This is a genomic window from Stenotrophomonas sp. FR010, from assembly GCF_047520755.2.
Classification (GTDB): Bacteria; Pseudomonadota; Gammaproteobacteria; order Xanthomonadales; family Xanthomonadaceae; genus Stenotrophomonas; species Stenotrophomonas sepilia.
Map to the genome: position 1 here is coordinate 15,552 of NZ_JAXBQT020000019.1, position 22,979 is coordinate 38,530.

The 22,979-nt window shown below is 64.1% G+C and carries 26 protein-coding genes, 1 tRNA gene and 2 pseudogenes; 21 read left to right on the forward strand and 8 right to left on the reverse strand.

The features are described from left to right. Positions 1 to 43 precede the first annotated feature (43 nt). Positions 44 to 808 (reverse strand): hypothetical protein, encoded by a 765-nt coding sequence (locus ACM0PK_RS16105; protein WP_495498536.1) that lies wholly within the window; start codon positions 806 to 808, stop codon positions 44 to 46. Here ACM0PK_RS16105 and dusA point away from each other — a divergent pair. From dusA to ACM0PK_RS16125, 4 genes are all read left to right on the forward strand, one after another. Beyond that, positions 768 to 1,799: a tRNA dihydrouridine(20/20a) synthase DusA gene (gene dusA / locus ACM0PK_RS16110; protein WP_111201891.1), complete on the forward strand. Its 1,032-nt coding sequence runs from the start codon at positions 768 to 770 to the stop codon at positions 1,797 to 1,799. The genes ACM0PK_RS16105 and dusA overlap by 41 nt on opposite strands. A 213-nt stretch (positions 1,800 to 2,012) precedes the next feature. After that, complete coding sequence (locus ACM0PK_RS16115; RefSeq protein ID WP_111201892.1) at positions 2,013 to 2,390, forward strand: hypothetical protein; 378 nt, start codon at positions 2,013 to 2,015, stop codon at positions 2,388 to 2,390. A gap of 73 nt (positions 2,391 to 2,463) precedes the next feature. Next, entirely contained in the window at positions 2,464 to 3,147 is a 684-nt protein-coding gene (locus ACM0PK_RS16120) for a response regulator transcription factor (RefSeq protein ID WP_004136763.1), read from the forward strand. A 25-nt stretch (positions 3,148 to 3,172) separates the two neighbouring features. After that, the gene (locus tag ACM0PK_RS16125) at positions 3,173 to 4,597 is read left to right on the forward strand and encodes an ATP-binding protein (RefSeq protein WP_111201893.1); all 1,425 of its coding nucleotides are present in this window, start codon (positions 3,173 to 3,175) and stop codon (positions 4,595 to 4,597) included. A gap of 85 nt (positions 4,598 to 4,682) precedes the next feature. Here ACM0PK_RS16125 and ACM0PK_RS16130 read toward each other — a convergent pair whose 3' ends face one another. Further along, complete coding sequence (locus tag ACM0PK_RS16130; protein WP_414607428.1) at positions 4,683 to 5,474, reverse strand: M90 family metallopeptidase; 792 nt, start codon at positions 5,472 to 5,474, stop codon at positions 4,683 to 4,685. Continuing rightward, positions 5,441 to 5,725: a hypothetical protein gene (locus tag ACM0PK_RS16135; RefSeq protein ID WP_111201895.1), complete on the reverse strand. Its 285-nt coding sequence runs from the start codon at positions 5,723 to 5,725 to the stop codon at positions 5,441 to 5,443. Before ACM0PK_RS16135 ends, ACM0PK_RS16130 begins: the two co-directional genes overlap by 34 nt. A 144-nt stretch (positions 5,726 to 5,869) precedes the next feature. Here ACM0PK_RS16135 and birA point away from each other — a divergent pair, with 144 nt between their 5' ends. The 10 genes and pseudogenes from birA (at position 5,870) to ACM0PK_RS16185 (ending at position 13,078) form a co-directional block, all read left to right on the forward strand. Then, the gene (gene birA, locus ACM0PK_RS16140) at positions 5,870 to 6,838 is read left to right on the forward strand and encodes a bifunctional biotin--[acetyl-CoA-carboxylase] ligase/biotin operon repressor BirA (protein ID WP_111201896.1); all 969 of its coding nucleotides are present in this window, start codon (positions 5,870 to 5,872) and stop codon (positions 6,836 to 6,838) included. Next, positions 6,835 to 7,566: a type III pantothenate kinase gene (locus ACM0PK_RS16145; RefSeq protein ID WP_111201897.1), complete on the forward strand. Its 732-nt coding sequence runs from the start codon at positions 6,835 to 6,837 to the stop codon at positions 7,564 to 7,566. Before birA ends, ACM0PK_RS16145 begins: the two co-directional genes overlap by 4 nt. A gap of 9 nt (positions 7,567 to 7,575) precedes the next feature. Then, on the forward strand, positions 7,576 to 8,424 hold the full coding sequence (locus ACM0PK_RS16150; protein WP_111201898.1) for an SPOR domain-containing protein: 849 nt from the start codon (positions 7,576 to 7,578) through the stop codon (positions 8,422 to 8,424). 40 nt (positions 8,425 to 8,464) lie between these two features. Then, positions 8,465 to 8,540: transfer RNA gene (locus ACM0PK_RS16155), tRNA-Thr, on the forward strand. 300 nt (positions 8,541 to 8,840) lie between these two features. Further along, positions 8,841 to 8,900 (forward strand): annotated as a pseudogene (locus tag ACM0PK_RS16160) (hypothetical protein); the annotation flags it as partial. Between the two features lie 16 nt (positions 8,901 to 8,916). After that, positions 8,917 to 9,681: a tyrosine-type recombinase/integrase gene (locus ACM0PK_RS16165; protein WP_111201899.1), complete on the forward strand. Its 765-nt coding sequence runs from the start codon at positions 8,917 to 8,919 to the stop codon at positions 9,679 to 9,681. A gap of 22 nt (positions 9,682 to 9,703) precedes the next feature. Next, entirely contained in the window at positions 9,704 to 9,862 is a 159-nt protein-coding gene (locus ACM0PK_RS16170) for a hypothetical protein (RefSeq protein ID WP_423170998.1), read from the forward strand. Between the two features lie 177 nt (positions 9,863 to 10,039). Next, positions 10,040 to 10,513, forward strand: coding sequence for a hypothetical protein (locus tag ACM0PK_RS16175; RefSeq protein ID WP_111201900.1), 474 nt, complete (start codon positions 10,040 to 10,042; stop codon positions 10,511 to 10,513). 710 nt (positions 10,514 to 11,223) lie between these two features. Next, complete coding sequence (locus tag ACM0PK_RS16180; RefSeq protein WP_111201135.1) at positions 11,224 to 11,835, forward strand: hypothetical protein; 612 nt, start codon at positions 11,224 to 11,226, stop codon at positions 11,833 to 11,835. 135 nt (positions 11,836 to 11,970) lie between these two features. Then, positions 11,971 to 13,078, forward strand: a pseudogene (locus ACM0PK_RS16185) (IS3 family transposase). Positions 13,079 to 13,780: 702 nt separating this feature from the next. On the opposite strand, the gene ACM0PK_RS16190 reads toward ACM0PK_RS16185, so the two are convergent. Beyond that, positions 13,781 to 14,314, reverse strand: coding sequence for a hypothetical protein (locus ACM0PK_RS16190; RefSeq protein WP_258392215.1), 534 nt, complete (start codon positions 14,312 to 14,314; stop codon positions 13,781 to 13,783). A gap of 3 nt (positions 14,315 to 14,317) precedes the next feature. Then, the gene (locus tag ACM0PK_RS16195; protein WP_111201136.1) at positions 14,318 to 14,947 is read right to left on the reverse strand and encodes a hypothetical protein; all 630 of its coding nucleotides are present in this window, start codon (positions 14,945 to 14,947) and stop codon (positions 14,318 to 14,320) included. A gap of 501 nt (positions 14,948 to 15,448) precedes the next feature. Here ACM0PK_RS16195 and ACM0PK_RS16200 point away from each other — a divergent pair. Then, on the forward strand, positions 15,449 to 15,751 hold the full coding sequence (locus tag ACM0PK_RS16200) for an addiction module antidote protein (protein WP_111201137.1): 303 nt from the start codon (positions 15,449 to 15,451) through the stop codon (positions 15,749 to 15,751). Between the two features lie 174 nt (positions 15,752 to 15,925). Here ACM0PK_RS16200 and ACM0PK_RS16205 read toward each other — a convergent pair whose 3' ends face one another. Next, on the reverse strand, positions 15,926 to 16,327 hold the full coding sequence (locus ACM0PK_RS16205; RefSeq protein WP_329844308.1) for a hypothetical protein: 402 nt from the start codon (positions 16,325 to 16,327) through the stop codon (positions 15,926 to 15,928). A gap of 582 nt (positions 16,328 to 16,909) precedes the next feature. On the opposite strand from ACM0PK_RS16205, the gene ACM0PK_RS16210 reads away from it, so the two are divergent. Then, positions 16,910 to 17,689, forward strand: coding sequence for a DUF3011 domain-containing protein (locus ACM0PK_RS16210; protein WP_414607427.1), 780 nt, complete (start codon positions 16,910 to 16,912; stop codon positions 17,687 to 17,689). A gap of 55 nt (positions 17,690 to 17,744) precedes the next feature. Here the strand turns inward: ACM0PK_RS16210 and ACM0PK_RS16215 are convergent, their stop codons facing one another. After that, positions 17,745 to 18,194, reverse strand: a complete 450-nt coding sequence (locus tag ACM0PK_RS16215) for a hypothetical protein (protein ID WP_139726621.1) — start codon at positions 18,192 to 18,194, stop codon at positions 17,745 to 17,747. A 270-nt stretch (positions 18,195 to 18,464) separates the two neighbouring features. On the opposite strand from ACM0PK_RS16215, the gene rocF reads away from it, so the two are divergent. From rocF to ACM0PK_RS16230, 3 genes are all read left to right on the forward strand, one after another. Further along, positions 18,465 to 19,385 carry an arginase gene (rocF, locus tag ACM0PK_RS16220; protein WP_005420594.1) on the forward strand — a complete coding sequence of 307 codons (921 nt, stop codon included), beginning with the start codon at positions 18,465 to 18,467 and terminating at the stop codon, positions 19,383 to 19,385. Between the two features lie 163 nt (positions 19,386 to 19,548). Further along, entirely contained in the window at positions 19,549 to 19,686 is a 138-nt protein-coding gene (locus ACM0PK_RS16225) for an entericidin A/B family lipoprotein (RefSeq protein WP_005407710.1), read from the forward strand. Between the two features lie 206 nt (positions 19,687 to 19,892). Beyond that, positions 19,893 to 20,114, forward strand: coding sequence for a CsbD family protein (locus tag ACM0PK_RS16230; RefSeq protein ID WP_004153772.1), 222 nt, complete (start codon positions 19,893 to 19,895; stop codon positions 20,112 to 20,114). Between the two features lie 74 nt (positions 20,115 to 20,188). Here the strand turns inward: ACM0PK_RS16230 and ACM0PK_RS16235 are convergent, their stop codons facing one another. Further along, positions 20,189 to 20,989, reverse strand: a complete 801-nt coding sequence (locus ACM0PK_RS16235) for a hypothetical protein (RefSeq protein WP_414607426.1) — start codon at positions 20,987 to 20,989, stop codon at positions 20,189 to 20,191. Positions 20,990 to 21,097: 108 nt separating this feature from the next. Between ACM0PK_RS16235 and ACM0PK_RS16240 the strand changes: the two genes are divergently transcribed. Beyond that, on the forward strand, positions 21,098 to 22,393 hold the full coding sequence (locus ACM0PK_RS16240; protein ID WP_414607425.1) for a tryptophan--tRNA ligase: 1,296 nt from the start codon (positions 21,098 to 21,100) through the stop codon (positions 22,391 to 22,393). A gap of 206 nt (positions 22,394 to 22,599) precedes the next feature. After that, positions 22,600 to 22,902: a hypothetical protein gene (locus ACM0PK_RS16245; protein ID WP_032954673.1), complete on the forward strand. Its 303-nt coding sequence runs from the start codon at positions 22,600 to 22,602 to the stop codon at positions 22,900 to 22,902. Positions 22,903 to 22,979 lie beyond the last annotated feature (77 nt).

A 22,979-nucleotide genomic window follows, 5' to 3' on the forward strand; every position in this document is an offset into this window, starting at 1 on the left:
GGCCGAAGGCTCCGGGCCCAACGACCCGGGGCCTTCTGTCGATTCATTCTGCAGGGTCGACCCGCCGGTACACCCCGAACTGGGTCCTGCGCTGGCCCATCGGGATGATCAGGGCCAGCAGGACCGCGCCTCCGTCCACCTGCTTCACCACCGGATCGTTTTCCACCGTGCAGGACAGTTCCACGCGCGACCAGATGCAGCCGGCGCCGGCCTCGCCCGGTTTGCACGATGACCACCGGTTGATGACCAGCTGTTCTCCTTCGGCGCTGTAGCTCTTGCTGGAAGCGCTGCCTGCAGCCTCGATGCCGGTGCCGTCGGCGGCATGGAAGCGGGCCACCAGCCGGCTCGCCTCCTGGCGGATCGTGATCTGGTGGATGTCCTTGTTGTAGACGCCAAAGAGCCTGGAAAGCGCGCCGATGGGCGCATTTTCCTGTCCGGCCGACAGGTAGGACGGCCGGTTGTCGAAGGTGGCGCCTTCGGTGAAGTCGCATCGTGGGCCGGGCTTGATCTCCGCAAGGCGCGTGTCGCGGACGCTGCTGCAACCACTGCCCAAGGCCAGTCCCGCCAGCAGGGTGAGGCAGGCGAGGCCAGAGCCCGCCAGCGAGGATGCAGTCGGTTTCATTGTGGCTTCCCTTCCAACAGATGCGGTGCAACAGGAACTCGCGTACCGAGTATCCCCACGCAAGGGCGGCAGCGGCAACCCGGCCTGCATCCCGGCTGCCCGCCGCCATTCATCCGCCCGGTGTAAACTATTGATCTCAATGGCAATGCCAGTCTCCACGATCAACCGCCCGATGACGTCCGCCACCGCCCGTTACGCTGATTCCCTGCGCCTGTCCGTCGCGCCCATGATGGACTGGACCGACCGCCATTGCCGGGTGTTCCACCGCCTGCTGGCGCCGGGTGCGCGGCTGTACACCGAAATGGTGCACGCCAATGCGGTCATCCATGGCGATCGCCAGCGCCTGCTCGGTTTCGATGTCAGCGAACAGCCGCTGGCACTGCAGCTCGGTGGCAGCGATCCGGCGCTGCTGGCGCAGGCCGCGCGCATCGCCGCCGACTGGGGCTACGACGAGGTCAACCTCAACTGCGGCTGCCCGTCCGACCGCGTGCAGGCCGGGCGCTTTGGTGCCTGCCTGATGCGCGAGCCGGTGCTGGTGGCCGAATGCGTGTCGGCCATGGTCGAGGCAGTGGACATCCCGGTGACGGTGAAATGCCGCTTGGGCGTGGACGAAGACGACAACTACGAGGTATTCGCCAGTTTCGTCGATCGCCAGGTCGAGGCCGGCGCCGCGATGGTGGTGGTGCACGCCCGCAATGCCTGGCTGAAGGGCCTGTCGCCGAAGGAGAACCGCGAGGTTCCGCCACTGAAGTACGACTGGGCCTACCGCCTGAAGCAGGAGCGCCCGGCGCTGCCGGTGGTGCTCAATGGCGGCCTGGCCACCATCGAGGCGGTGCAGGCGCAGGCCGCGCACGTCGATGGCGTGATGCTGGGCCGCGCGGCCTACCACGACCCCTACCTGCTGCATCAGCTGGAGGCGCTGCAGACCGGCGCCCCGCGGCAGGCCCGCGGCGACCTGCTGCGCACGCTGCGTCCCTACGTGGAAGCGCGCCTGGGCGAAGGCCTGGCGCTGAAGCACATCACCCGCCACCTGCTCGGCCTGTTCCACGGCCAGCCCGGTGGCCGCGCGTTCCGCCAGGTGCTGAGCGAGGGCGCGCACCGCCCGGGCGCCGACTGGAGCTTGGTCGAGCAGGCGCTGTCGGTCACTGAGCGCGAAGCTGATCGCGCCGCAGCGTGACCGCAGTCACATTCCTGACTTGACAAGGGACGGCGATTCGTCCCGAATGTTCACCTAGCTGAACATCGCAGGGCTGCGGCCGGAAAAGTTCAGACCGGATTCACTGCCCCAAACCAAGAATTTGCAAAGGATTTGTAAAGCGCCGGGTCCCGAACCCGGCATCCGGATTTACGACTTTTGAACGAATCGCCGTGCTCGGCTAGGATCGCATCGATGTCTTCCGCTCCCTTCCATTGCCGCATTGCCCTGGCCACCACCTGCGTGGTGCTGTGGGCTGCGCCGCTGTCTTCGGCGTTGGCGCAACAGCCGCCGCGCGGCGAGCAGGCACGGGCGGAAATGATGGATCGGGGAGAGCGCGGCAACCGTGGCGACGAGCGTTCGCTGTCCGATGCCGTGCGCCGCGTGCAGCGCAGCACCGGCGGCCACATCCTCGGCGCCGAGCGCGTGCCGTTCGATGGTCGTGATATCAACCGGGTGAAGTACATGGACGACCGGGGCCGGGTCCGCTACATGGACGACCCCGCCCCGTCGCGTTCACAGCCGCGCACGCCGCGGTCGGATATGTCATCACTACGCGGCGATAACCCCTGAACAGGGATAGTCGTCGCTATCAACCCGTACCCCACAGGCCTCCGGGCCACACCCAGGACACTAGGGAGAGTTCATGCGTATCCTTCTGGTCGAAGACGAAGCCCCGCTGCGTGAGACCCTGGCAGCCCGGCTCAAGCGCGAAGGCTTTGCCGTCGATGCTGCGCAGGACGGCGAGGAAGGCCTCTACATGGGGCGCGAAGTTCCGTTCGATGTCGGCATCATCGACCTCGGCCTGCCCAAGATGTCGGGCATGGAGCTGATCAAGGCCCTGCGTGACGAAGGCAAGAAGTTCCCGGTGCTGATCCTGACCGCGCGTTCGAGCTGGCAGGACAAGGTCGAGGGCCTGAAGCAGGGCGCCGACGATTACCTGGTCAAGCCGTTCCACGTCGAAGAGCTGCTGGCCCGCGTCAACGCGCTGCTGCGCCGCGCCGCCGGCTGGAGCAAGCCGACCCTGGAATGCGGCCCGGTCGCCCTGGACCTTGCTGCCCAGACGGTCAGCGTGGCCGGCAGCAATGTCGACCTGACCAGCTACGAGTACAAGGTGCTGGAGTACCTGATGATGCATGCCGGTGAACTGGTCTCCAAGGCCGACCTCACCGAACACATCTACCAGCAGGACTTCGACCGCGACTCCAACGTGCTGGAGGTCTTCATCGGCCGCCTGCGCAAGAAGCTGGACCCGGATGGCGAACTGAAGCCGATCGAGACCGTGCGCGGTCGCGGCTACCGTTTCGCGATCCCGCGCAACGAGGGCTGAGCCGGCTCACCCTGGCGATAACACGATGTCCGGCCGTCTGTGGTTCTTCCGACGCTGGCGGCCGCGCTCACTGCAGGCGCGCCAGATGCTCGCCGCGTCCGTGGGCCTGGTCGCGTTCCTGGCGCTGGCCGGCTACGCGCTCGACGCCGCCTTCGCCGATACGGCGAAGGCGAACCTGCGTGAGCGCCTGAAGAACTACGCCACCTCCTACGCGGCCGGCATCGACTTCACCCGCGACCGCTCGCTGTACATCCGCGAGCAGCCGCCGGATTCGCGCTTCGACGTACCCGGCAGTGGCCTGTACCTGCAGGTGGTGATGCCGCACGGCAAGGGCAATTCGATGTCCGCCGAAGGCCCGATGCTGCCCACCGTGGGCGGCGGCCTGCTGGCACCGCGCCAGGAAGTGTTCGAAGGCCCGCTGCCGATGATCCAGATCGATGGCAGCCAGGGCTCGGTGTACCGCTATGGCCTGGGCCTGGTGTGGGGCGCCGACGCCGACCCCGCCACTGAATTCCCCTACACCATCTATGTGATGGAAGACTCGCGCGCGCTGGGTGCGCAGCTGCGCGTGTTCCGTGGCCGCGTCTGGTTCTACCTGGGCGGCATCGGCCTGATCCTGCTGCTGCTGCAGACCGTCATCCTGCAGTGGAGCCTGCGTCCGCTGCGCCGGGTGATCACCGAGCTGACCAAGGTGCAGCGCGGCGAGACCGAGCGCATGAGCGAGCGCCACCCGCGCGAGCTGGAACCGCTGACCGACAGCATCAACGCCTTCATCGAAAGCGAGCGCGAGAACCTCGAGCGCCAGCGCAATACCCTTGCCGATCTGGCGCACAGCCTGAAAACGCCAATCGCGGTACTGCGCACGCAGATGGACAGCGGCGCCGGCGACGGTGCGCTGCGCGAAGAACTGGACGTGCAGCTGCAGCGCATGAACAACCTGGTTTCGTACCAGTTGGCACGCGCGGCCTCGTCGGGCCACAAGCTGTTCTCCGCGCCGCTGCCGATCGAGTCCAACGCCGAGGAAATCGTGCGTGGCCTGGAAAAGGTCTACGCCTCCAAGGGCGTGCTGTGCGAATTCGATATCGACCCGGCCGCGCGCTTCCACGGCGAGCCGGGTGACCTGCAGGAACTGCTCGGCAACCTGCTGGAGAACGCCTTCAAGTGGGCCAACCGCCGCGTGCTGCTGACCGCGCAGCCGCTGCCGGCGCCGAACGCGCGCCGTGCCGGCCTGCTGCTGGCGGTGGACGACGATGGCCCGGGCATCGCCCCGGATGACATCGGCAAGGTGCTGCAGCGTGGCGTGCGTGGCGACGAGCGCGTGCAGGGCCACGGCATCGGCCTGTCGATCGTGCAGGACCTGATCAAGGACTACCGCGGCGAACTGATCGTGGGCCGTTCGGCCGAACTGGGTGGCGCACGCTTCGAAGTGCGCTTGCCGCCGGGGCCGTAAACATCGTTGATCGGTAGTGCCGGCCGCTGGCCGGCAACCAGGCAATGTCATCGAAGATCATGAGGTTGCCGGCCAGCGGCCGGCACTACGGCATTTCGATCTTCGGCGGCTCGCCGTAGAACCGCCGCAGCTGCGCGGCGACCTCGGGCAACGCCTGCTGCAGCAGATCCGGTGCCGAGAAGTGGTACTCGCTGGCCACCGCGAAGAACTCCTCCGGCGCCTCGGCCGCATACGGGTCGATCAGCGTCTCTTCGCCTGCGTCCACCTGCGCACAGAAGCCGTCGTAGGCGCGCTGGAACGTGGCCGCCCACTCGCGCTGCCATTGCCGCGGCAGTGGCGGTGTGCCGTCCATCGCGCCATCCAGTGCATCGAGCTTGTGCACCATCTCATGCACCGCCACGCAGTAGCCCTCGTGCGGTGCGGCCAGGTCGGCCCGCACATCGGCCCAGGACAGGATCAACGGACCACTGTCCCACGACTCGCCGATCAGCTCGTCATCCCACTCGTGCAGCACGCCGGCCGCATCCATGTGGCTGCGGTGCACGCGGAACGCATCCGGGTAGACGATCAGCTGCGACCAGCCTTCCAGCCCCACTTCGCCGAATTCCAGCAGCGGCAGGCAGCACAGTGCGGCCAGCAGCACGCCATCGCCAGCCTGCAGTTGCAGTTCACCGACAGGGGTAATGGTCTTCTCATGCAGGAAGCGCGTGGCCAGCACGCGCAGTCGCGCGCGGCGTTCGTCGTGCAGGCCGTGCAGCCAGGCCGCACGGCGGCAGGCGTCTTCCCAAAGCGCATCATCGATCGGCCGCGGCGAGGGCCGCAGCCACTGCAGCAACGACTTGATCAGCGGAACATTCCCGGCAGGTAGCTGTGCCACTTCGGCGCACGGATGCGCTGCAGCACGTCGTCGTCGCTGCCGCCGCCCCCGGTGCTGGTGGCATTGCTGGCCGCAGGGCGTACCGGTGCCGGCTTGGTGGTCGCAGCCGAGGCGGTCGCGGTCGGCGCGCGCTGCGAGGCGGCATCACCGTTGGAGGACACGCAGGCGCCCCGGCTGTCGTCCAGCGCTGCCGTTGCAGACGCCGCGAAGGGCATCATCAGCAGGATCAGGCAATGGGCATAACGGCGCATTGACGACATCCACGTTAAGGGAGGGTGAGTTCCCGATTCTAGCCCGAACCTGGCGCCCCGTTGGAAGCCCCTGCGGAACCCAGCGTGGCAGGCGTCGCTGGCGGCTTTCCCGCATAATTCCTTCCTGACTTCGTGGAAGCTGCCGTGGACGATCGCCAATTGCTGGCCAAACTCGCTGCCGGTCGCCTGTCCGGCGACGCCCTGGCCCGAGAGCTGGGCCAGACCCGGGCGGCTATTTGGAAGCGTATTCAAGGGCTTAGGGCCGCAGGTGTGGACATCGAGGGCCGTGCTGGCGAGGGCTATGGCCTGACCCGCCCGGTCGACCTGCTGGACCCGGCGGCGATCCGCGTCGGCCTGCCCGCCGATGCCCAGGCCCTGCTGCACGACCTGCAGGTGGCCTGGACGGTGGACTCCACCAACGCTGAATTGCTGCGGTGCAGCGCGCCCCAGCGCGGGGTCAGCGTCCTGCTGGCCGAACGCCAGACCGGTGGCCGCGGCCGTCGTGGCCGCACCTGGGCCTCGCCGTTGGCCGCGCATATCTACCTGTCGGTGATGCGCCTGTACTCCGGCGGCCTGGGCCGCCTAGCCGGGTTGAGCCTGGTGGCCGGCATCGCCGTGGCCGAAGCGTTGCACGACCTGGGCTACACCCAGGCGCAGTTGAAGTGGCCGAACGATCTGATCGTCGATGGCAAGCGCAAGCTGGTCGGCCTGCTTGCCGAGGGCGGTGGCGAATACGCCGGCCCGGCGCGCGCGGTGATCGGCATTGGCATCAACACCCACATGCCGCCGTCGTTCGGCGAGCAGATCACCCAGCCGTGGGTGGACCTGGACACGTTGGCCGGCAAGCCGGTGGACCGCAATGGGGTGGTTGCTGCCGTGCTGGCGCGCCTGCTGCCGGCGCTGGAAGAATTCGATCGCGAAGGCCTCGCTCCGTTCCTGCCGCGCTACGCTGCCTTCGACATGCTGGCCGGCCGCGAAGTGCGCGTGGAACTGGATGGGCAGTGGCAGCACGGTACTGCGCTTGGCCTGGCCGATGACGGCGCATTGCGCGTGCGCATCGATGGCCAGGAACGCCTGCTGCACGCCGGCGAAGTCAGCGTGAGGGCGGCATGAGCGATTGGTTGTTCGACCTCGGCAACTCGCGCTTCAAGTTCGCGCCGTTGCAGGGTGACCGTGCCGGTGACGTACAGGCCTGGGCGCATGGCGCCGAAGGCATGGCCGGGCAGCCGCCGCACAGCCTGCCCAGCGGCCGCACCGCGTTCGTGGCCAGCGTGGCGGCACCGTCGCTGACCAGCGCGATGCTGGACCAGCTGCAACGCCGCTTCGAAAACGTGCACGTGGTGCGCACCAGCGCCGAATGCGCCGGCGTGCGCATTGCCTATGCCAGGCCGGAAAAGTTCGGCGTCGACCGCTTCCTGGCCCTGCTGGCCGCGGCCAAGGCGCAGCGCCCGGTGCTGGTGGTCGGCGTGGGCACCGCACTGACGATTGATCTGCTCGACGCCGACGGCCAGCACCACGGTGGCCGCATCTCCGCATCGCCCACCACCATGCGCGAAGCACTGCACGCCCGTGCCGTGCAGCTGCCCGCGACCGGTGGCGGCTACAGCGAGTTCGCCAACGACACCGCCGACGCGCTGGCCTCCGGCTGCGATGGCGCTGCGGTGGCGCTGATTGAACGCAGCGCACAGCACGCGCACACGCTGCTGGGCGTGGCACCGTCGCTGCTGGTGCACGGTGGCGGCGCACCGGCGCTGATGCCGTTGCTGCCCGCTGCCGATTACCACCCCTCGCTGGTGCTGGATGGCCTCGCCCGCTGGGCGGTGCACCAGCCCGCGCGCTAGTATCCGCGCATGCTGACCCGTGCCCTGATCGTCGTACTGGCCATTCTCAATCTCGGTGTCGCCTGCTGGTGGCTGCTGCGCGATGCGCCACAGAAGCCTGCGCCGCCACCGCAACCCGCTGGCGTGGCCGAGCTGCGCTGGGTGCCCGGTGGCGTGGATGCCAATGCCGCAGCCGAGGCCACTGCCACCGCCCCGACCGCACCGCTGATGGAGCGCGAACCGGCGGCGAAGACCGCGGTGGCTGCGACGCCCGCGCCCGTTGCGCCGGCAAAGCCGGAGATCGCCAGGCCGCAGACGGCTGACGCTACGCCGGTTGCTGACGCTGCCAAGCCGGGAACACCGCCTGTACCCGTTCCGGCACCGGAAAAGCCCGTCACCCCGCCCGCGGCCGCCGAGCCGCCGCGCTGCGTCGCGCTGGGCCCGTTCGCCGACCGTGCCGCCGCGAGCAGCGCGCAGGGCAAGGCCGGCACGCTGCTCAGCCAGGTGCGCCTGCGCGAACAGCCCGCTGCCAGCGGCAGTGCCCGTTACCGGGTGATGCTGCCGGCCGCCGCCAACCGCGACGAAGCGCAGGCCACCGTGAAGCGCATCGTCGCCGCCGGTCTGAGCGACTACTACATCATCAGCCAGGGCGAGGAGGCCAATGCCGTGGCGCTGGGCCAGTACCGCAACCGCGAAGGCGCCGAACGGCGCATGGCGGCGGTGCAGGCCGCCGGCTTCCAGCCGCGCCTGGTGACCAGCGGCGACGCCGGCCAATGGTGGCTGGAAGGGCAGCTGGCGGCAGGCACGCAGCGGGCCCAGGCCCAGCAGCGCAGCGGGGCAGCACAGAGCCGGTCGCTGGAATGCGCAAGGTTGCGCTAGAATCCCCGGACCGCGGCCCTGCCGCCGGTGATCCACCCATGCCGCTTTAGCTCAGTTGGTAGAGCAACTGTCTTGTAAACAGTAGGTCATCCGTTCGATTCGGATAAGCGGCACCACCTTCGATCCCTTGGCATCCGCAAATGTCCACGGTGCACAATCAACCCGCTGAAGTAGTGGGCTTTTTTGTGCTTTTTTTGTCCCCGGCCATCTATGAGCATCCACCCAGACTGGGGGTGCAATTGGGGGTATATAGGGGATCAAGCAAGAGAGATAGGAGGATATACCCCCCAATGGCCCATAAGTCGTTGACGGATATGGCTGCAAGGAACGCAAAGGGTAAAGAGAAGGCCCACAAGCTTGCGGCAGGAGCAGCGCTTTACCTGCAGGTCATGCCCGATGGAAATCGCTACTAGAGAATGAAGTACCGCCATGCGGGCAAGGAGAAGCTGCTCTCCATCGGGGTCTACCCGGAGGTGAGCCTGAAGGAGGCGTGTGACAAGCGCGACGCCGCGCGCGCAGCTGCGAGACGGCAAGGATTCGTCCGAGGAGATGCAGCTGGGCAAGCTGAAGGCCCAGCTGTCCGCAGATGGTCGTTTCGGAGCTGTGGCCCTTGAGTGGCTTGAGACAAGAGGAGACCTGGCAGAAGGCACACGGTCCAAGGCCAAGTGGATGTTTGAGACATACGCATTCCCATGGCTCGGTAAGCGCGCAATCGAAGACATCAGCACTGCAGAGGTTCTGGCAGTTCTGCGCAGGCTTGAAGCCCAAGACAAGATTGAGTCGACCCAACGACTGCGCCAGATCTGCGGCCAAGTGTTTCGATACGCAGTCGCCACCGGTCGGCTTGATCGGGATCCTACTGCCGCCCTGCGAGGGGCCCTGAAGACCGCAAAGAACCGCCACTACGCCTCGATCACGGACCCAGCAAAGATTGGAGAGCTACTGCGGGCGATTGACGGATATACGGGGCAACTCACGACCCTGTGCGCCCCTAGGTTCGCGCCGCTGGTGTTCGCCCGTCCAGGCGAATTGAGGAAGGCGGAGTGGTCCGAGGTCGACTTCGAGACCGGCCAATGGTGTATCCCGGCAGAAAAGATGAAGATGGGCGTCGCGCACATTGTCCCGCTATCAAAGCAGGCCATGGCGGTCGTACGTGAGCTGCACCCAGTGACCAGCAAGAGTCGTTACATCTTTCCTTCAGTGCGCTGCTTGCGGGATCCGATGAGCGAAAATCCGCGTAGCCGCACATACAGATAGCGCTGGCAGCCCAGAGGCAAGCCTGCAACTTAGCCAGAACCGCGCGGAGCAGGTGGTGCGCGCGCTCCGGGAGCAGGGTGTTTTCGCTTCGATGCTGAAGGACGCGGTCAGGATCAGTCAGTGGCAGACAATCGCACTGAGTTGGGGCGTGCGCAGAACCAGCGAGTCGACTATCAGCTGATCCAAGAAGTGCCTCGGTAGATCCTCACACTTGTCTGTATAGGCGCCGCTAGAGGAATGGCTTTGCCACGCGCCCGAGCAAAACGTGCATGGGGGGCCGACACGACTACCAGGATTCTCGCCTCATGCCATGATCGGTCAGTACACTCAACGCTACTTGCTCAGCTGAGGTGACGGCATGACTTCTCTGCACTTTGATCCAAATAGCATCTTCAATGGCATTGTCGGTGGGTTGGTCCTGATTGGATTGGCTTGGGCGTTCGGTCGAGGCAAGGCGTGGATTTGGCTGCTTGGCAACACGCTCGGCCTGTCGCTTATGCGAACAGAACTCAAGAAGGCGCTGGAGCTGGGACAGGATCCTTCGAGGATACAAGTTTTCTTGCTCAGACACGTGCTGATCTGCTTTGCCATCGTCGGAGTGGGGATCGCTTATGCTCCGGTGATGCTCTTGGACGGGGGGATGCAGTGGATTGGGCCGGGCGCCGCACTGCTGGGGTTGGGGATGTACTGCAACGTCATCTACGCCTTGGGATTCATGAATCGCGTTGGGCAGGGCGACGCGTACTTGATTCGTCAACAAGAGAAGATTGATGCGCTGGAAGCGCGTCTGGCGGCTCATAAGACCGCAGAAGAAGAGTCGGCTCAGAAGTGATCCGTTCGAGCGCCCTGCTGCGATCGCTTGAAGTAGCAGAGCTGGCAAGGAGGAAGGGTCCCTTCAGTGGGATCCTTCCATGGCTTGGAAGTGATGCTGTACCACCCGCCATACGGTGCGTTCAGCGAGTATGCCAACTGGATTCCTGGTAGCCGCTGGCTGCATTAACGGGGCTTGCTCTGGACGCCATGTCCGAGGGGACAGTGAGGCGCTCTGAGGATGGCAGGCGAATTCCGCACTCCTTCCGCGTCGCCCCCCCCCTCCTGAACGATCGATAGAAGTGGTCGAGCACGGCCGTGCTTGCGTTAGGGCGAAGCTTCGGCCGCCGCATTCTGATGTCGCTAGTGGACGGGGCGCGATCGCGACCACCCCTTCGTGCGCCTGATGGGTTCGGAGCCCCATGAAGAAGTTCATTACTGGGCTGAGCATCTTGTTCTGGTACTGAACTAGGACATTGCCGTCGCTCTGATCTGTGTCGACCCTATAGGAGAAGTCGACAGATCGCTCGCGACCTTTGAACTCGTAAGTGATTCGTACATCGCACTGGTAGCTGTCGACCGTCTGATCATGCTCGAGGGTCCGAATGTTTGAGATCTCGTATGACTCAACGAGCTTGGCAAACTCTTCCGGCGTGCTCAGGCGTGAGTGAGGGGTGCACTTGCTTGAGCTGATGAACGGGCGGGCAGCCAGTACGCTGTACGGGGCCTGCCATGAAATCAGGGCTGCTGATCTGGGATGCCCTGGCGATCAATCCCTTGGACATGGAGAGGAGTACGGTGATCAATCTGACTGAGGACCCGTGGAAGAACGAGCTGGCAGTTCGTCGAATGGTATCGATCGAGTTGCAGTTCTTCGCCTGGATGCGCCTGGTCGACGATCGGAAGATCGCGCGCTGCATTGATCTGAAACGAGGTGGTTACCAGCTGTACATGCGTCGCTCCACGTGCTTCTCCCTTCCGGGGATCGGAAGGCACGTGACAACGTTGGATATTGCGTCAGTGTCCTTGACACCCAAGCTCCGGGGGAAGGGCTGGTTCGGTTGCTTCCTGGAGCTGGTCGACCACCTGGTGCCGTGGGACGCGATCTATATCGAGGCTGTTAGGAATCCACGGCTTGGCCCCTATCTGCTCTCCGTGGGCTTCATTGAGTATGGAGACTGCAGCTACTACCGCCCTACCCGTGCCTGGAGGGAGAAGCATGGATGGAGCGAGCAAGTGCGCGCCGATGCCGAAGCGTTGGCGCTGGCATCAAAGCCGACCTCACTTCTTGTGTCTCTGGATCTTCTTGATCTTGTGCCTTTGAAGCCTGCCGGTACTCAATGATGTTCGAGCCATTTCGGCGCCAGAGAACTAATCCTGCATAAGCTTTGAAAAACGTGACCCACCCCCAGAAAATTGGTGCAGGCTAAAGTAGAGACGTCGGCAGTATCGGGCCCCGTGACAAACGAGGATTCAGGCATGAAGAAGTCGCGTTTCACCGAGGAGCAGATTGCCTACGCGCTGAAGCAGGCGGAGCTGGGAACGGCAGCAGGCGAGATCTGCAGGAAAATGGGTATTGCCGAGGCCACCTTCTACGTATGGCGAAAGAAGTACGGTGGGCTTGGCCCTTGGGAATTGAAACGTTTAAGGCTGCTGGAAGATGAAAACCGAAAGCTCAAGCAATTGGTTGCTGATCTCAGCCTGGACAAAGCCATGTTGGAGGAGGTGGTCACAAAAAAGCTCTGAGGCCTGCCCAGCGACGCACCTGGGTCGGCTGGCTGCCAGAGCGCTTTGGGGTCAGCATGCGGCGGTCACTGCAGATGGTGGCGATGTCGTATTCCAGCTATTCGTACAAGGGCAAGGCTAGGGACAGTCAGGCGGTACGAATGCGCATGCGTGAGATCACCTCAAGTCGGGTGCACTACGGTTGCGAGCGCGTGTTCGTGGTTCTGCGCCGAGAAGATTGGCGTGACAACCACAAACGGGTCCATCGTATTTACAAGGAGGAAGGCCTTTCTTTAAGGCATTGCTGGCCTCGGCGCAGTAGAAGTGCACGCCGGCGTCAGCCGATAAAGGTAGCCGTGGCTCCCAATGCACTTTGGGGAATGGACTTCGTCAGCGACGCACTGTTTGACGGTCGCCGTTTCCGGATGCTGACCGTGGTTGATCACTTCACGCATGAGTGTCTTGCCATCGTCGTGGACCAGTCGCTACGCGGGGAGCATGTGGCGGAGGCAATGACAAGGTTGGCAGCCCAGCGAGGATCGCCGATCGCAATCAAGGTGGACAACGGCAGCGAGTTCGCCGGGAAGGTCATGGATCGTTGGGCTTATGAAAACAGGGTGGAGCTGGATTTTTTCCGACGTGGCACGCCGACAACGCGCTTGTAGAAAGCTTCAACGGTCGCCTCCGGCAGGAGTGCCTGAATGAGCATTGGTTCTTGTCACTGGCCGAAAAACGCACGGAGCAAGATCGAAGGGTGGCGGCGCTTCTATAACGGGGAACGCCTCACAGTGCACTAGGATGGACAATCCCGGAGGAATTCGCCCTGAAACACGGGTCCCATGCGAACTCCAAGGTGCCGTAGAACGCCGAATTTTCTACTTTGAAATGCACCGGAATTGAGGGTGGGTCAAATGAAACCCGGACTCTAAAGAGCCCCGCTACTGAAAGCGGGGGGACGTCGGTGGGTCACTCACTGCTGACCTCGGAAGCGTTGTGTTAGGGACAGATTGCCACTTCTAGGCGACTATGGGGGCAGACGCCTGCAGGCGCAGGAGCTCTGGGCCCGCTCTTAGAGGCCCAATCAAAGGCGATTGCGCGGTTTACCCGGGCTCCAGCCATCTTTGATGCGAGCCCCGTATCCCCGCCCGTCACTTCAGCTCTGTACTAGTGCCGTCGCACGTCTACTAGGAGTTCATCGGCGCAATGGTCCATAGGAGTCCGTGAGCATCCGCAATGACTGGGGGGCATTGGGGGGTATTGAGTTTAGTTAAAATTTATAAAATGATTAAATTTCAATAACATGGAGTAACTTTATGATTCCGATAAGCGCACCACCTGGGAAGCCCTGAAATGCCTTGAAAACATGGGTTTCAACGAAAAACGCCAGCGCGGTACGTTGGCCTTTGTACGGACCATGCGTTGCCAGCGCTGTCCAAGGCCGACATTCGCCGCGATTCGCACCGTGTCCACCGGACAGATACCTGCGAGATGGTTCAATTGGGCGAACAAAAAAGCCGTCAGCTTGGGCGGCTGACGGCTTGATCTTATCTTGCTTGAAATTCAGTTACTTCATCCGCAACCGGGCCTTAGTTATGTCAGCAGGCGTAATTTCAACCCGATTCATGCAGTTCAGTTTGTTTGCGGGAAAGGAGTACGCAATGATTGCGTCGCCAACCTGAGCCCCGAATGTGTATGTGGCGTGCTCGCTGTGGCCGCGCGCGTAGTCCATCACGATGAGGCTTGGGTAGCGCGAACGAAGAGAGGCAACCGGAACGCAGCTCCCGGACAAGTTGAATGAGACGGAATCAACACGATGTCCTGCGCCCATCACAATGGCGGAGTCACGCGTAAACAAATACGGTCCGATTTCCTTGTCTGGCAGAGTACTTCCTTGACTCAACCGCTCCGCAGTCGCCTTGGTGGATCCGGAGACAATTTTCGACACATCGTCCACGTGACCAGGGAGACTAAGGGCGATCTCCTCAGAGAATGCCCAGAGTTTGGATTCCGCAGCAGAACTGGCTTGAGTGCTTGCTGCAGTTGCCTCGAAGTGGGTCAGGGAGATCACGGCAGCAACAGCGTAGGTTACGAGATTCATTAATTACTCCTCCCCTTTCGGATCCGGCTCGGTTCCGTAAATTGTGTCATATTCTTTGCCGTAGTAAATTTTGTAGTTCTCGCCTGTGGTTGAGGCCACATTGCCATCGCAGAAGGTGTCGCCGACCCGCTTTGCGAGATTGGCGCCGCCGCCGGCAATAACAGCCAGCAATTCAGTTGAATTTGCTGCCGCCAAACCGATATCTACGGTGTTCTCTGAAGTGGCGATGATCTCGTTTCTCGCCGTGACATTATTTAACACCGCAAGACCCTCGTTGGTGCATGCCTTTTCGATGTAGTCAGCCCTCGTTCCTAGTGGCCATCCTTGATCGAGGTAAAGGTGGCCCATCTCATGGGCAACTTGTGCTACCGCATAATTTAAGCCCGCGAGATTGTTTGGGCTGCAAGTGTAATTGCTGACATACACCTTCTTGCCTGGTTTATCAAGGTAAGATCCGGGCCCATATAGGAACTGAAAGTCAGTACTGTTAACCTGAGTCGTCAACGTGGGCGATCCATAGATGACGAAATCTACGCAGTCACCAAGGCCCGTATCGACGGGTTTCTCCTGCGATTGTGCTTGTGGCACATAAATTCCAAGCAAGACAAGAAAAAGTAAAACTACAGGCTTCATGTCTACTCCCTTCCTGTGTGGTGGATACTTCCCTTTTGCGTCTCGTGCGCATGTTGATTGTAGCAATCAGGCATTTACGCGCTGAGACAATGTTCCGGTTTCGGGCATAGGATTAATCCTACATTCGGCGCCCCGTGCGGCCTTCCCGATGATTAATGAGGATGGGGTCGCCGGTTTGCTTGGTGCCGGCAGATCGCTGATTTCTTGTGCAGGCACGCCTCCATTGAATAGCTGACCCGTCCTGCCATAGGCTGACACCTGTGATGTGGATTGATCTGGCTCGCCGTCAGCGGACGCCAAGAAGCGATACTTTGATCGCACTTGGAGGTCCCTTATGTCCCGTATCACCTGCCGTAGCCACACCGATGAGTTCAAGCACCAGGCCGTCGAGCTGGCCGAGTCGCTTGGGCCGGCCGCAGCGGCCGGTCAGCTGGAGATGTCGAGCATCGAACTGGCTGTAGGCGAAACGACTCAATACCGAAGTACCGGAGCTGTCCCATCATGGCCATCAAGAGAAAAGTCGAACTCAAATCATTTGATGTGGCCGAGCATCTTCGGACGCCGGAGGAGATGGCGGCTTATCTCGACGCCTGCATCGAAGAAAGCGAGGGCGATTCTGCCTTCATCGCCAAGGCGCTTGGCGATATCGCTCGCGCTCAGGGCATGAGCAAGGTTGCGCGTGCGGCGGGCCTGTCGCGCAAGAGTCTGTATCGCGCACTCTCCGGCGAGCGCAGCCCTGATTTCGCGACCATCCTGAAGGTGACCCGGGCCCTGGGTGTGCGATTGCACGCCAGCGCAGCATAAGCACATGCGCCGATCATGATGCGTCGGCGCGGCGCCGGTCGCAAAGGCGATGGAACGAAAACGAAGAAACCGCCATTCGCTGGTTCTTTCGTCCCAACCCGGTGAGTCAGCTCAATGTGTGACGTGGGCAGATCCTTCGATCAACGCCGCACATACATTGCGACCACCGCAGCCTCAGCTACGCACCTGCAACGCCACATACTCCGCTAGCCCCCGGCAGGCCAGCATCAGCCCTTCGCGCGTGCTATCGCCGATATCGTCTTTCTCTTCCCCGTCCACGCGCACGCGCTCGGTGGCGTGGTACAGCTCCAACAACGACACCAGGCCAACTGCGGCGCGATCCCGGCGTGCGGCGGCCACGGCGTGGCCGGGCGTGCTGGATGGCCCCTGCCACGGCTGTCCGTCGGCGGCATCGCCGGCCTGGATGCGGCGCAGGCAGACGGGTAGGTTGATGGGCGCGGGCGCATCGTTGGCGGCGGCAAACGCGGCTTCCAACGGCTGCGCCAGTTCGAGCGGCAGATGCAGGGCGGCGTCGCCCAGGGTGGCGGTCAGATACGGGTAGAGCGTCTTGGACATGCGGGCATCCTCGTCAGGCACAGAGGCGCCGCCACGATAGGGTGGCGGGCGATGCGTGGCTTCCAAGACCGGGTCAACGAATCGGCGGGCACGAGGCCCCCACGCACCGCCCGCCGTCGATCGGCTAACGGATTGCCAGCCGGCGCCGCCCCTGAAAGGACGACGCCGGCTGGCAAGCGTATACATCGTTGACAACACGGGCTTGGAAGTCCCGACCACCTTTGCAGGTGGCGATTCATCATGCGCACGTGAAATCACCGCCTGCCAGTCGTTTGTTTCGATGGCATCGGGAGATCTGAAAGGAAAAATGAATTATCGCGTTTGGCCCGTTTCGGGCATCGCAATGCCAGAAGCGACAGATTGCGCAGTGGCGCCATCAGCGAGAAATCTGCCCGAACCATCGCTGCCGCATGCCCTGAGCTGGCCCACGAAGTAAAGGTGACTTAACAGCCCGGGCAAGGCTCCACAGCTACCATAGCAAACATAAACGCCCGAATGCGCTGCCGGCTTTTTGATTCTCCTCACAGACCATTTGCAGACCTCCGACACATACTGGGGACACATGCCCTTCGGGACCCACCCATGCGTCGCCACGCCCTGCCGCTCACCGTCGCACTGTTGGTCACAACCTTCGCAGCCCCGGCCATGGCCGCCGTGCCGTTCTTCAACGCCAGCTGCCCGGGCGGCATCGATGTTCACGCAGACGATGGCGGGCCGGTCTACGTGCAGGGCCGCGAGACGGCGCTGAAGCGCTTCAACGACCGCTATTTCGAAGCACGCGATGCCAACAGCGGCATCACCCTGTCGATCAGCCGCAACGATGACGGCGCGCCGCAGGTCAGCTACACCGGCCGTGGCGGCGCCAATGGCATCTGCCAAGTCAGCGCCAGCGGCACGCCTGCGCCCGCCGCAAACGGCGAACGCTCTCGCGACGGTGCCGCCGGGGATGCCGCGCTACCGCGCGAAGTCACCTGCGAATCCACCGGCCAGCAGCTGGTCTCGTGCGATCTGAACACCCGTGGCAACGTGGAAATCGTGCGCCAGCTCAGCCGTACCCGCTGCGAGGAGGGCAAGAACTGGGGCCTGTCGCGGCACTCGGTGTGGGTCAATGGCGGCTGCCGCGCGGTGTTCCGCAATGTGTCTTCGGTGACCACCCCGGCGCCGGCAGGCGATACCGCGTTGGGCGCCTGCAACATGCGCAAGGGCGCGCAGGGCGCGCAGGGCGCGCTGGTCACCCAGATGCCGGTGGGCAGCGATTATCAGGAACTGATCATCGATTATCCCGATGGCCGCTTCCTGTGCATGATGCGCAACAACGGCCAGGTGCAGAGCCTGACGCCGGTTCGCCGCCGCGGCGGTTGAGGCGCGGCGGCGGCGTGTCTAAGGGGGCAGCGCGGTGCGCGTTGCCCCCGTTCCGCTACTGCTGGTTCACCGGGTCATTTCCCTTCTTGTAGGAGTACCCGGTGACATCCCAGCCGCCGCCATGGCCGGATGAGGGTTCCACCCAGGTGAACTCCCACGTCTGGATGGAGCCGTCGGGAAGCAGGTTTTCCACCCGGTAGATCTCACCGGGAATGCCCTGGTCCGGCAGCTTTCCAGGAATCGATTCATCCGAGCGTGCAGACGCACGTCCTACGGAGACTGCCTGTCGTTCCACCTGTACGTTGCCGTAGCCCTGCGGGGCGAACGACGGCTTCACCCGCTGCGCCACCCAGTCGAGTACCTGGCGTGCGCCCGCCGTCTGCATGGGATACGCATCGGAGGTCACCGTATGCGTGATGCGTTGCGAGGGTGCACTGGCAGCGGCGGGAAACAGTCCGCCCAGGGCAATTGCCAGTACCGCAAGTCCATTGAGTGCATGTTTCATGCGCGTGGTGCTCCATGATTGAGGAAGTGAGGCGGCACCTTCAGGGTGCCTGCGCAGCGTGGACACAAGACTTGCGTAAGAGGCGAAACCGACCGGGATGTGAGGTGGATCGCGGAAGGTCCAATTCCTGACGACCCAGCGCTGGAATGCCTGACCGGATACGGCTGGCAGGCCGCGGCGATCTGACCCATGCCCTGCTGCACCGCCGCGAGTGGTGTCACACAGCTCTGGCTAGACTGTGCTTCTTTTTCCGCACCGCAGGAGGCACCCATGGCCCATCCCATTTCCGTATCCCTGATCGGCGTTCCCACCGATGTCGGTGCGGGCCATCGCGGTGCGCGGCTGGGGCCGGAAGCGCTGCGCGTGGCGGGCCTGCCGGAGGCGCTGGAGGCCCGCGGCGTGGACGTGCGCGACGTGGGCAACCTGGATGGCCCGCGCAACCCGTGGACCGCGCCGGTGGAGGGCTACCGCCACCTGGATGAGGTGGTGGCCTGGAACCGCGCACTGATGGAAGCCAGCTACGCCGAGCTGCAGGCCGGGCGCATGCCGATCATGCTCGGTGGCGACCATTGCCTGGGCATCGGTTCGATCACCGCCGTCGCGCGCTGGTGCCGCGAGCAGGGGAAGAATCTGCGCGTGCTGTGGCTGGACGCGCATTCGGACTTCAACACCAGCGATGTCACGCCGTCGGGCAACATCCACGGCATGCCGGTGGCCTGCCTGTGCGGCCTCGGCCCGGACGCGCTGACCCGTCTGGGCGGCAGCGCACCGGCGATCACCCCGGCGCAGATGCACCAGATCGGCATCCGTTCGGTGGACCCGGAAGAGAAGCGCCTGATCAAGACCCACAAGGTCGATGTGTACGACATGCGCTACATCGATGAGAACGGCATGAAGCGCGCGGTGGAGGCGGCGCTGGCCGGCATCGACGAGAACACCCACCTGCATGTCAGCTTCGATGTCGACTTCCTCGACCCCAGCATCGCGCCGGGCGTCGGCACGACGGTGCCGGGCGGGGTGAACTACCGCGAGGCGCAGCTGGTGATGGAAATGATCGCCGATACCGGGCGCATGGGATCGCTGGACATCGTCGAGCTCAACCCCTTGCTGGACAAGCAGAATGCCACCGCCGAACTGGCCGTGGACCTGGTGGAAAGCCTGTTCGGCAAGTCCACCCTGATGCGCGACTGACCGCCCCCCGCTGAACGGATCGCCGAACCGTTCACGCCCGCTCCACGCCCCTGCCGCCAGATTGCACTTCACGCGGCGGCAGTGGGCATTGGTGCCCTCCCGCCGAGCGAAAGAATCCCATCCGCGAATGAAGCGGTATAGCGGCGAACCCAAGGAGAAGCCCATGAAGCGCGTAGTTGCCCTGATGCTGTTGTCGATGTTCTCGGTGGCCCTGCTGGCCGGTTGCAACACCGTGGCCGGTGCCGGCAAGGACGTGCAGAAGGCCGGTGAAAAGGTTGAGGACGCCGCCAAGGGCCGTTGAGCCTGAATTGGAACGGAAAGCAAAAAGGCCGGGGGATCTCCCCGGCCTTTTTGCTTGCGCGTTTCCCTGCAGCGTACGTGTCGAAGCGTAGTGAACCATTCAAGCAGGTGAGCGTGTATTTCATTGGCGGTTGACCGGCATTCAACAGCTGCTGCGCGAAGCTGGAGCCACGGTAAGAACGCCGTTGCAATCAAGGACTCCCAGCAATGAACAAAGACATCATTTCCGGCAAGTGGTCGCAGCTGAAGGGCAAGGCGCAGGCCAAGTGGGGCGATCTGACCAACGACGATTTCGATGTGGCCGAAGGCAACGCCGAGTATCTGGCCGGCCGCCTGCAGGAACGTTATGGCTGGGCCAAGGACCGCGCGGAGAAGGAAGTGCGTGAGTTCCAGGACGCGGTGAGCAAGGACTACCCGGACTACAAGTAAGCGCTTCGGTTTCACCCCACAACACGACGCCCGCACCGTGAGGTAGCGGGCGTCGTGTTGTCTGCGCGGGACGATCAGCGGGCCGGCGGGTCCGGCACGTAGCGGTTGGGGAACGCCTGCGGTTCGCGCGGCAGGCGCGAGGGCGCATCGACCAGGATGCCGCGCGCACGCAGGTTGCGGGCACTGTCGTAGCGCAGCTGCAGCACCTGGGCCGGGCTGCGGCTGGCCCGTTCGAAGTCGGTATCGCGCACCGAAGAGTGTTCACGTGCGCCGTGGCCGGTGCCCAGCGCTGGCGCCTGCGACTTGCTGGCATAGCCCTCGATGCGGCTGGCACTGGCGTCGGTGGCAGCCTCGGCCTGCGCGGCTGGTGCCGGCAGCGGCACGCCACGTCGCAGGATCGGCTGCGGGTACCAGCGACGCGCCTCCTCGAACACCGCCACCCCGACCACGCCGATGTTGCCCGGGCGGCCGGTGCGAGTGGCATAGCTGCCGCTGGGGCTGCTGAACACGAACTGCGCCACTTCGTCCTGGCTCTTGCGCCAGCCGGTGATGTCGGCGCGCTGGCCGGGATTGAGCACGTAGCCGGTCTGCGAGGGATCGGCATCCTCGCCGGAGATGGCGTTGACGCCGTCCACCGACAGCACCACCAGCACCCGGCGCGGGCTGTCGTTGTACAGGCGCACGGCGTAGCGGTGGCCGCGCTCGCCAGCCACCCAGCGCTGGCCCTCGGCGGGGTAGCTGCGCAGTTCGGTGCCGCGGTCGCGGTCGACCAGGGCCATGCGTACGGGGCCGCCGTCGTACACCGGTGGCGGCATGGGCGCCGGGCGGAAGCCGGCCAGGGGCAGGATCAGCAGCAGGGGCAGCAGGCGTTTCATCGGGCGTCTCCAGCGGGGTTGGGTGAATGAACGCGCCGCGGGCCCTGACGGGGTTGGTGGCGTGCAAGGTAAACTGGCCCCGTTCATCGAAGGTTACCCCACGCAGTCATGACGACCCGAGTCCTTACCGGCATCACCCCCTCCGGCACGCCCCATCTGGGCAACTACGTTGGCGCCATCCGTCCGGCCATCGCGGCCAGCCGCGCGCCGGGGATCGAGAGCTTCTTCTTCCTGGCCGACCTGCACAGCCTGATCAAGTCGCAGGACCCGCAGCGCACCCAGCGCGCGACCCTGGAGATCGCGGCCAGCTGGCTGGCCTGTGGCCTGGACCCGGAACACGTGTGGTTCTACCGCCAGAGTGATATCCGCGAGACCACCGAGCTGATGTGGTTCCTGACCGCCATCGCCAGCAAGGGCATCCTCAACCGCGCGCACGCCTACAAGGCGGCGGTGGACAAGAACCGCGAGGAAGGCGTGGACGAGGACGCAGGCGTCAGCGCCGGCCTGTTCATGTACCCGGTGCTGATGGCGGCCGACATCCTGATCTTCAAGGCCAACCAGGTACCGGTGGGCCGTGACCAGATCCAGCATATCGAGATGGCGCGCGATTTCGCCCAGCGCTTCAACCACGTGTACGGCAAGGAGTACTTCCCGCTGCCGGACGTGGTGATCGATGAGCAGGTGGCGACGCTGGCGGGCCTGGATGGCCGCAAGATGAGCAAGAGCTACCACAACACCATTCCGCTGTTCGTGCCGCGCGAGGAGCTGAAGAAGCTGGTGTTCTCGATCCTGACCGACTCGCGCGCGCCGGGCGAGCCGAAGGACACCGAGGGCTCGGCGCTGTTCCAGATGTACCAGGCCTTCGCGACCCCGGAACAGACCGCGGAATTCGCCAAGGCCTTCGCCGCCGGCATCAGCTGGGGCGACGCCAAGCAGCAGCTGTTCGAGCGCATCGACAGCGAGCTGTCGCCGCTGCGCGAGCGCTACAACGCGCTGATGGCCGAGCCGGAGAAGATCGAAGCGCTGCTCAAGCGCCGTGGCCAGCAGCTGCGCGAGCAGCTGGCGGCACCGCTGCTGGAAGAACTGCGCCACGCCGTGGGCCTGCGCGACCTGTCCACGGCGGGCGACATCGCCAGCGAAGATGCCGGCGTGGCCCGCGTGGCGCCGCCGCAGTTCAAGCAGTACCGGGAAAAGGATGGCCGGTTCTACTTCAAGCTGACCGCTGGTGACGGCACGCTGCTGATCCAGAGCGAAGGCTTCGATTCGCCACGTGATGCGGGCCAGCTGATCGCGGTGATCAAGCAGGCCGAGCAGGGCGACCAGCTGCAGAGCGAGCTGTTCAAGCTGGACGCCGAGGTGGACGCGGTGCTGGCCGCCCTGGCCGCGCTGCGCGAAGCGGCCTGATCGCCGGGCCTGCCCCTGCCCTTTGTAGAGTCGAGCCATGCTCGACCCGGCTCCGCCTCTGTAGAGCCGAGCCCACGCTCGGCTGCTTTGCTGCCCAGCCGAGCATAGGCTCGGCTCTACAGGGAAGCCCCCCGCCGGCACGACCGTGGCACAGCACCCATGGCATGATGTCCGCGCGCCTCTGGCGCGATGACATGGAGTCTGCGATGGCCTGGTTGTCGCTGCTGCTGTTCCTGCCCTGGTTCCTGCTGCTGGGCAGCCTGTACTGGCTGTTTCCGCGCCAGCCGCGCAGCGCGCGGCGGCGCCTGTTCGATGGCACCACCCTGGTCGTGGCGTTCGCGCTGAGCATCGTGTCGATGCTGTGGGGCTACCGCATTGGCGTGGTGCAGCCCGGCGCCGGCCCGATCTGGCCGCAGGTGCTGGCGGTGCTGTATGCCTATGGCGCGTTCCTGGCGGTGCTGGTGCTGGCGTTGCTGCTGCGGCCGCGGTTCGGATTGCGTTCTGGCTGATCGGTAGTGCCGGCCGCTGGCCGGCACATGCATTCTCCCGGCCATCCCGAGGTTGCCGGCCAGCAGGGCCACCGAGA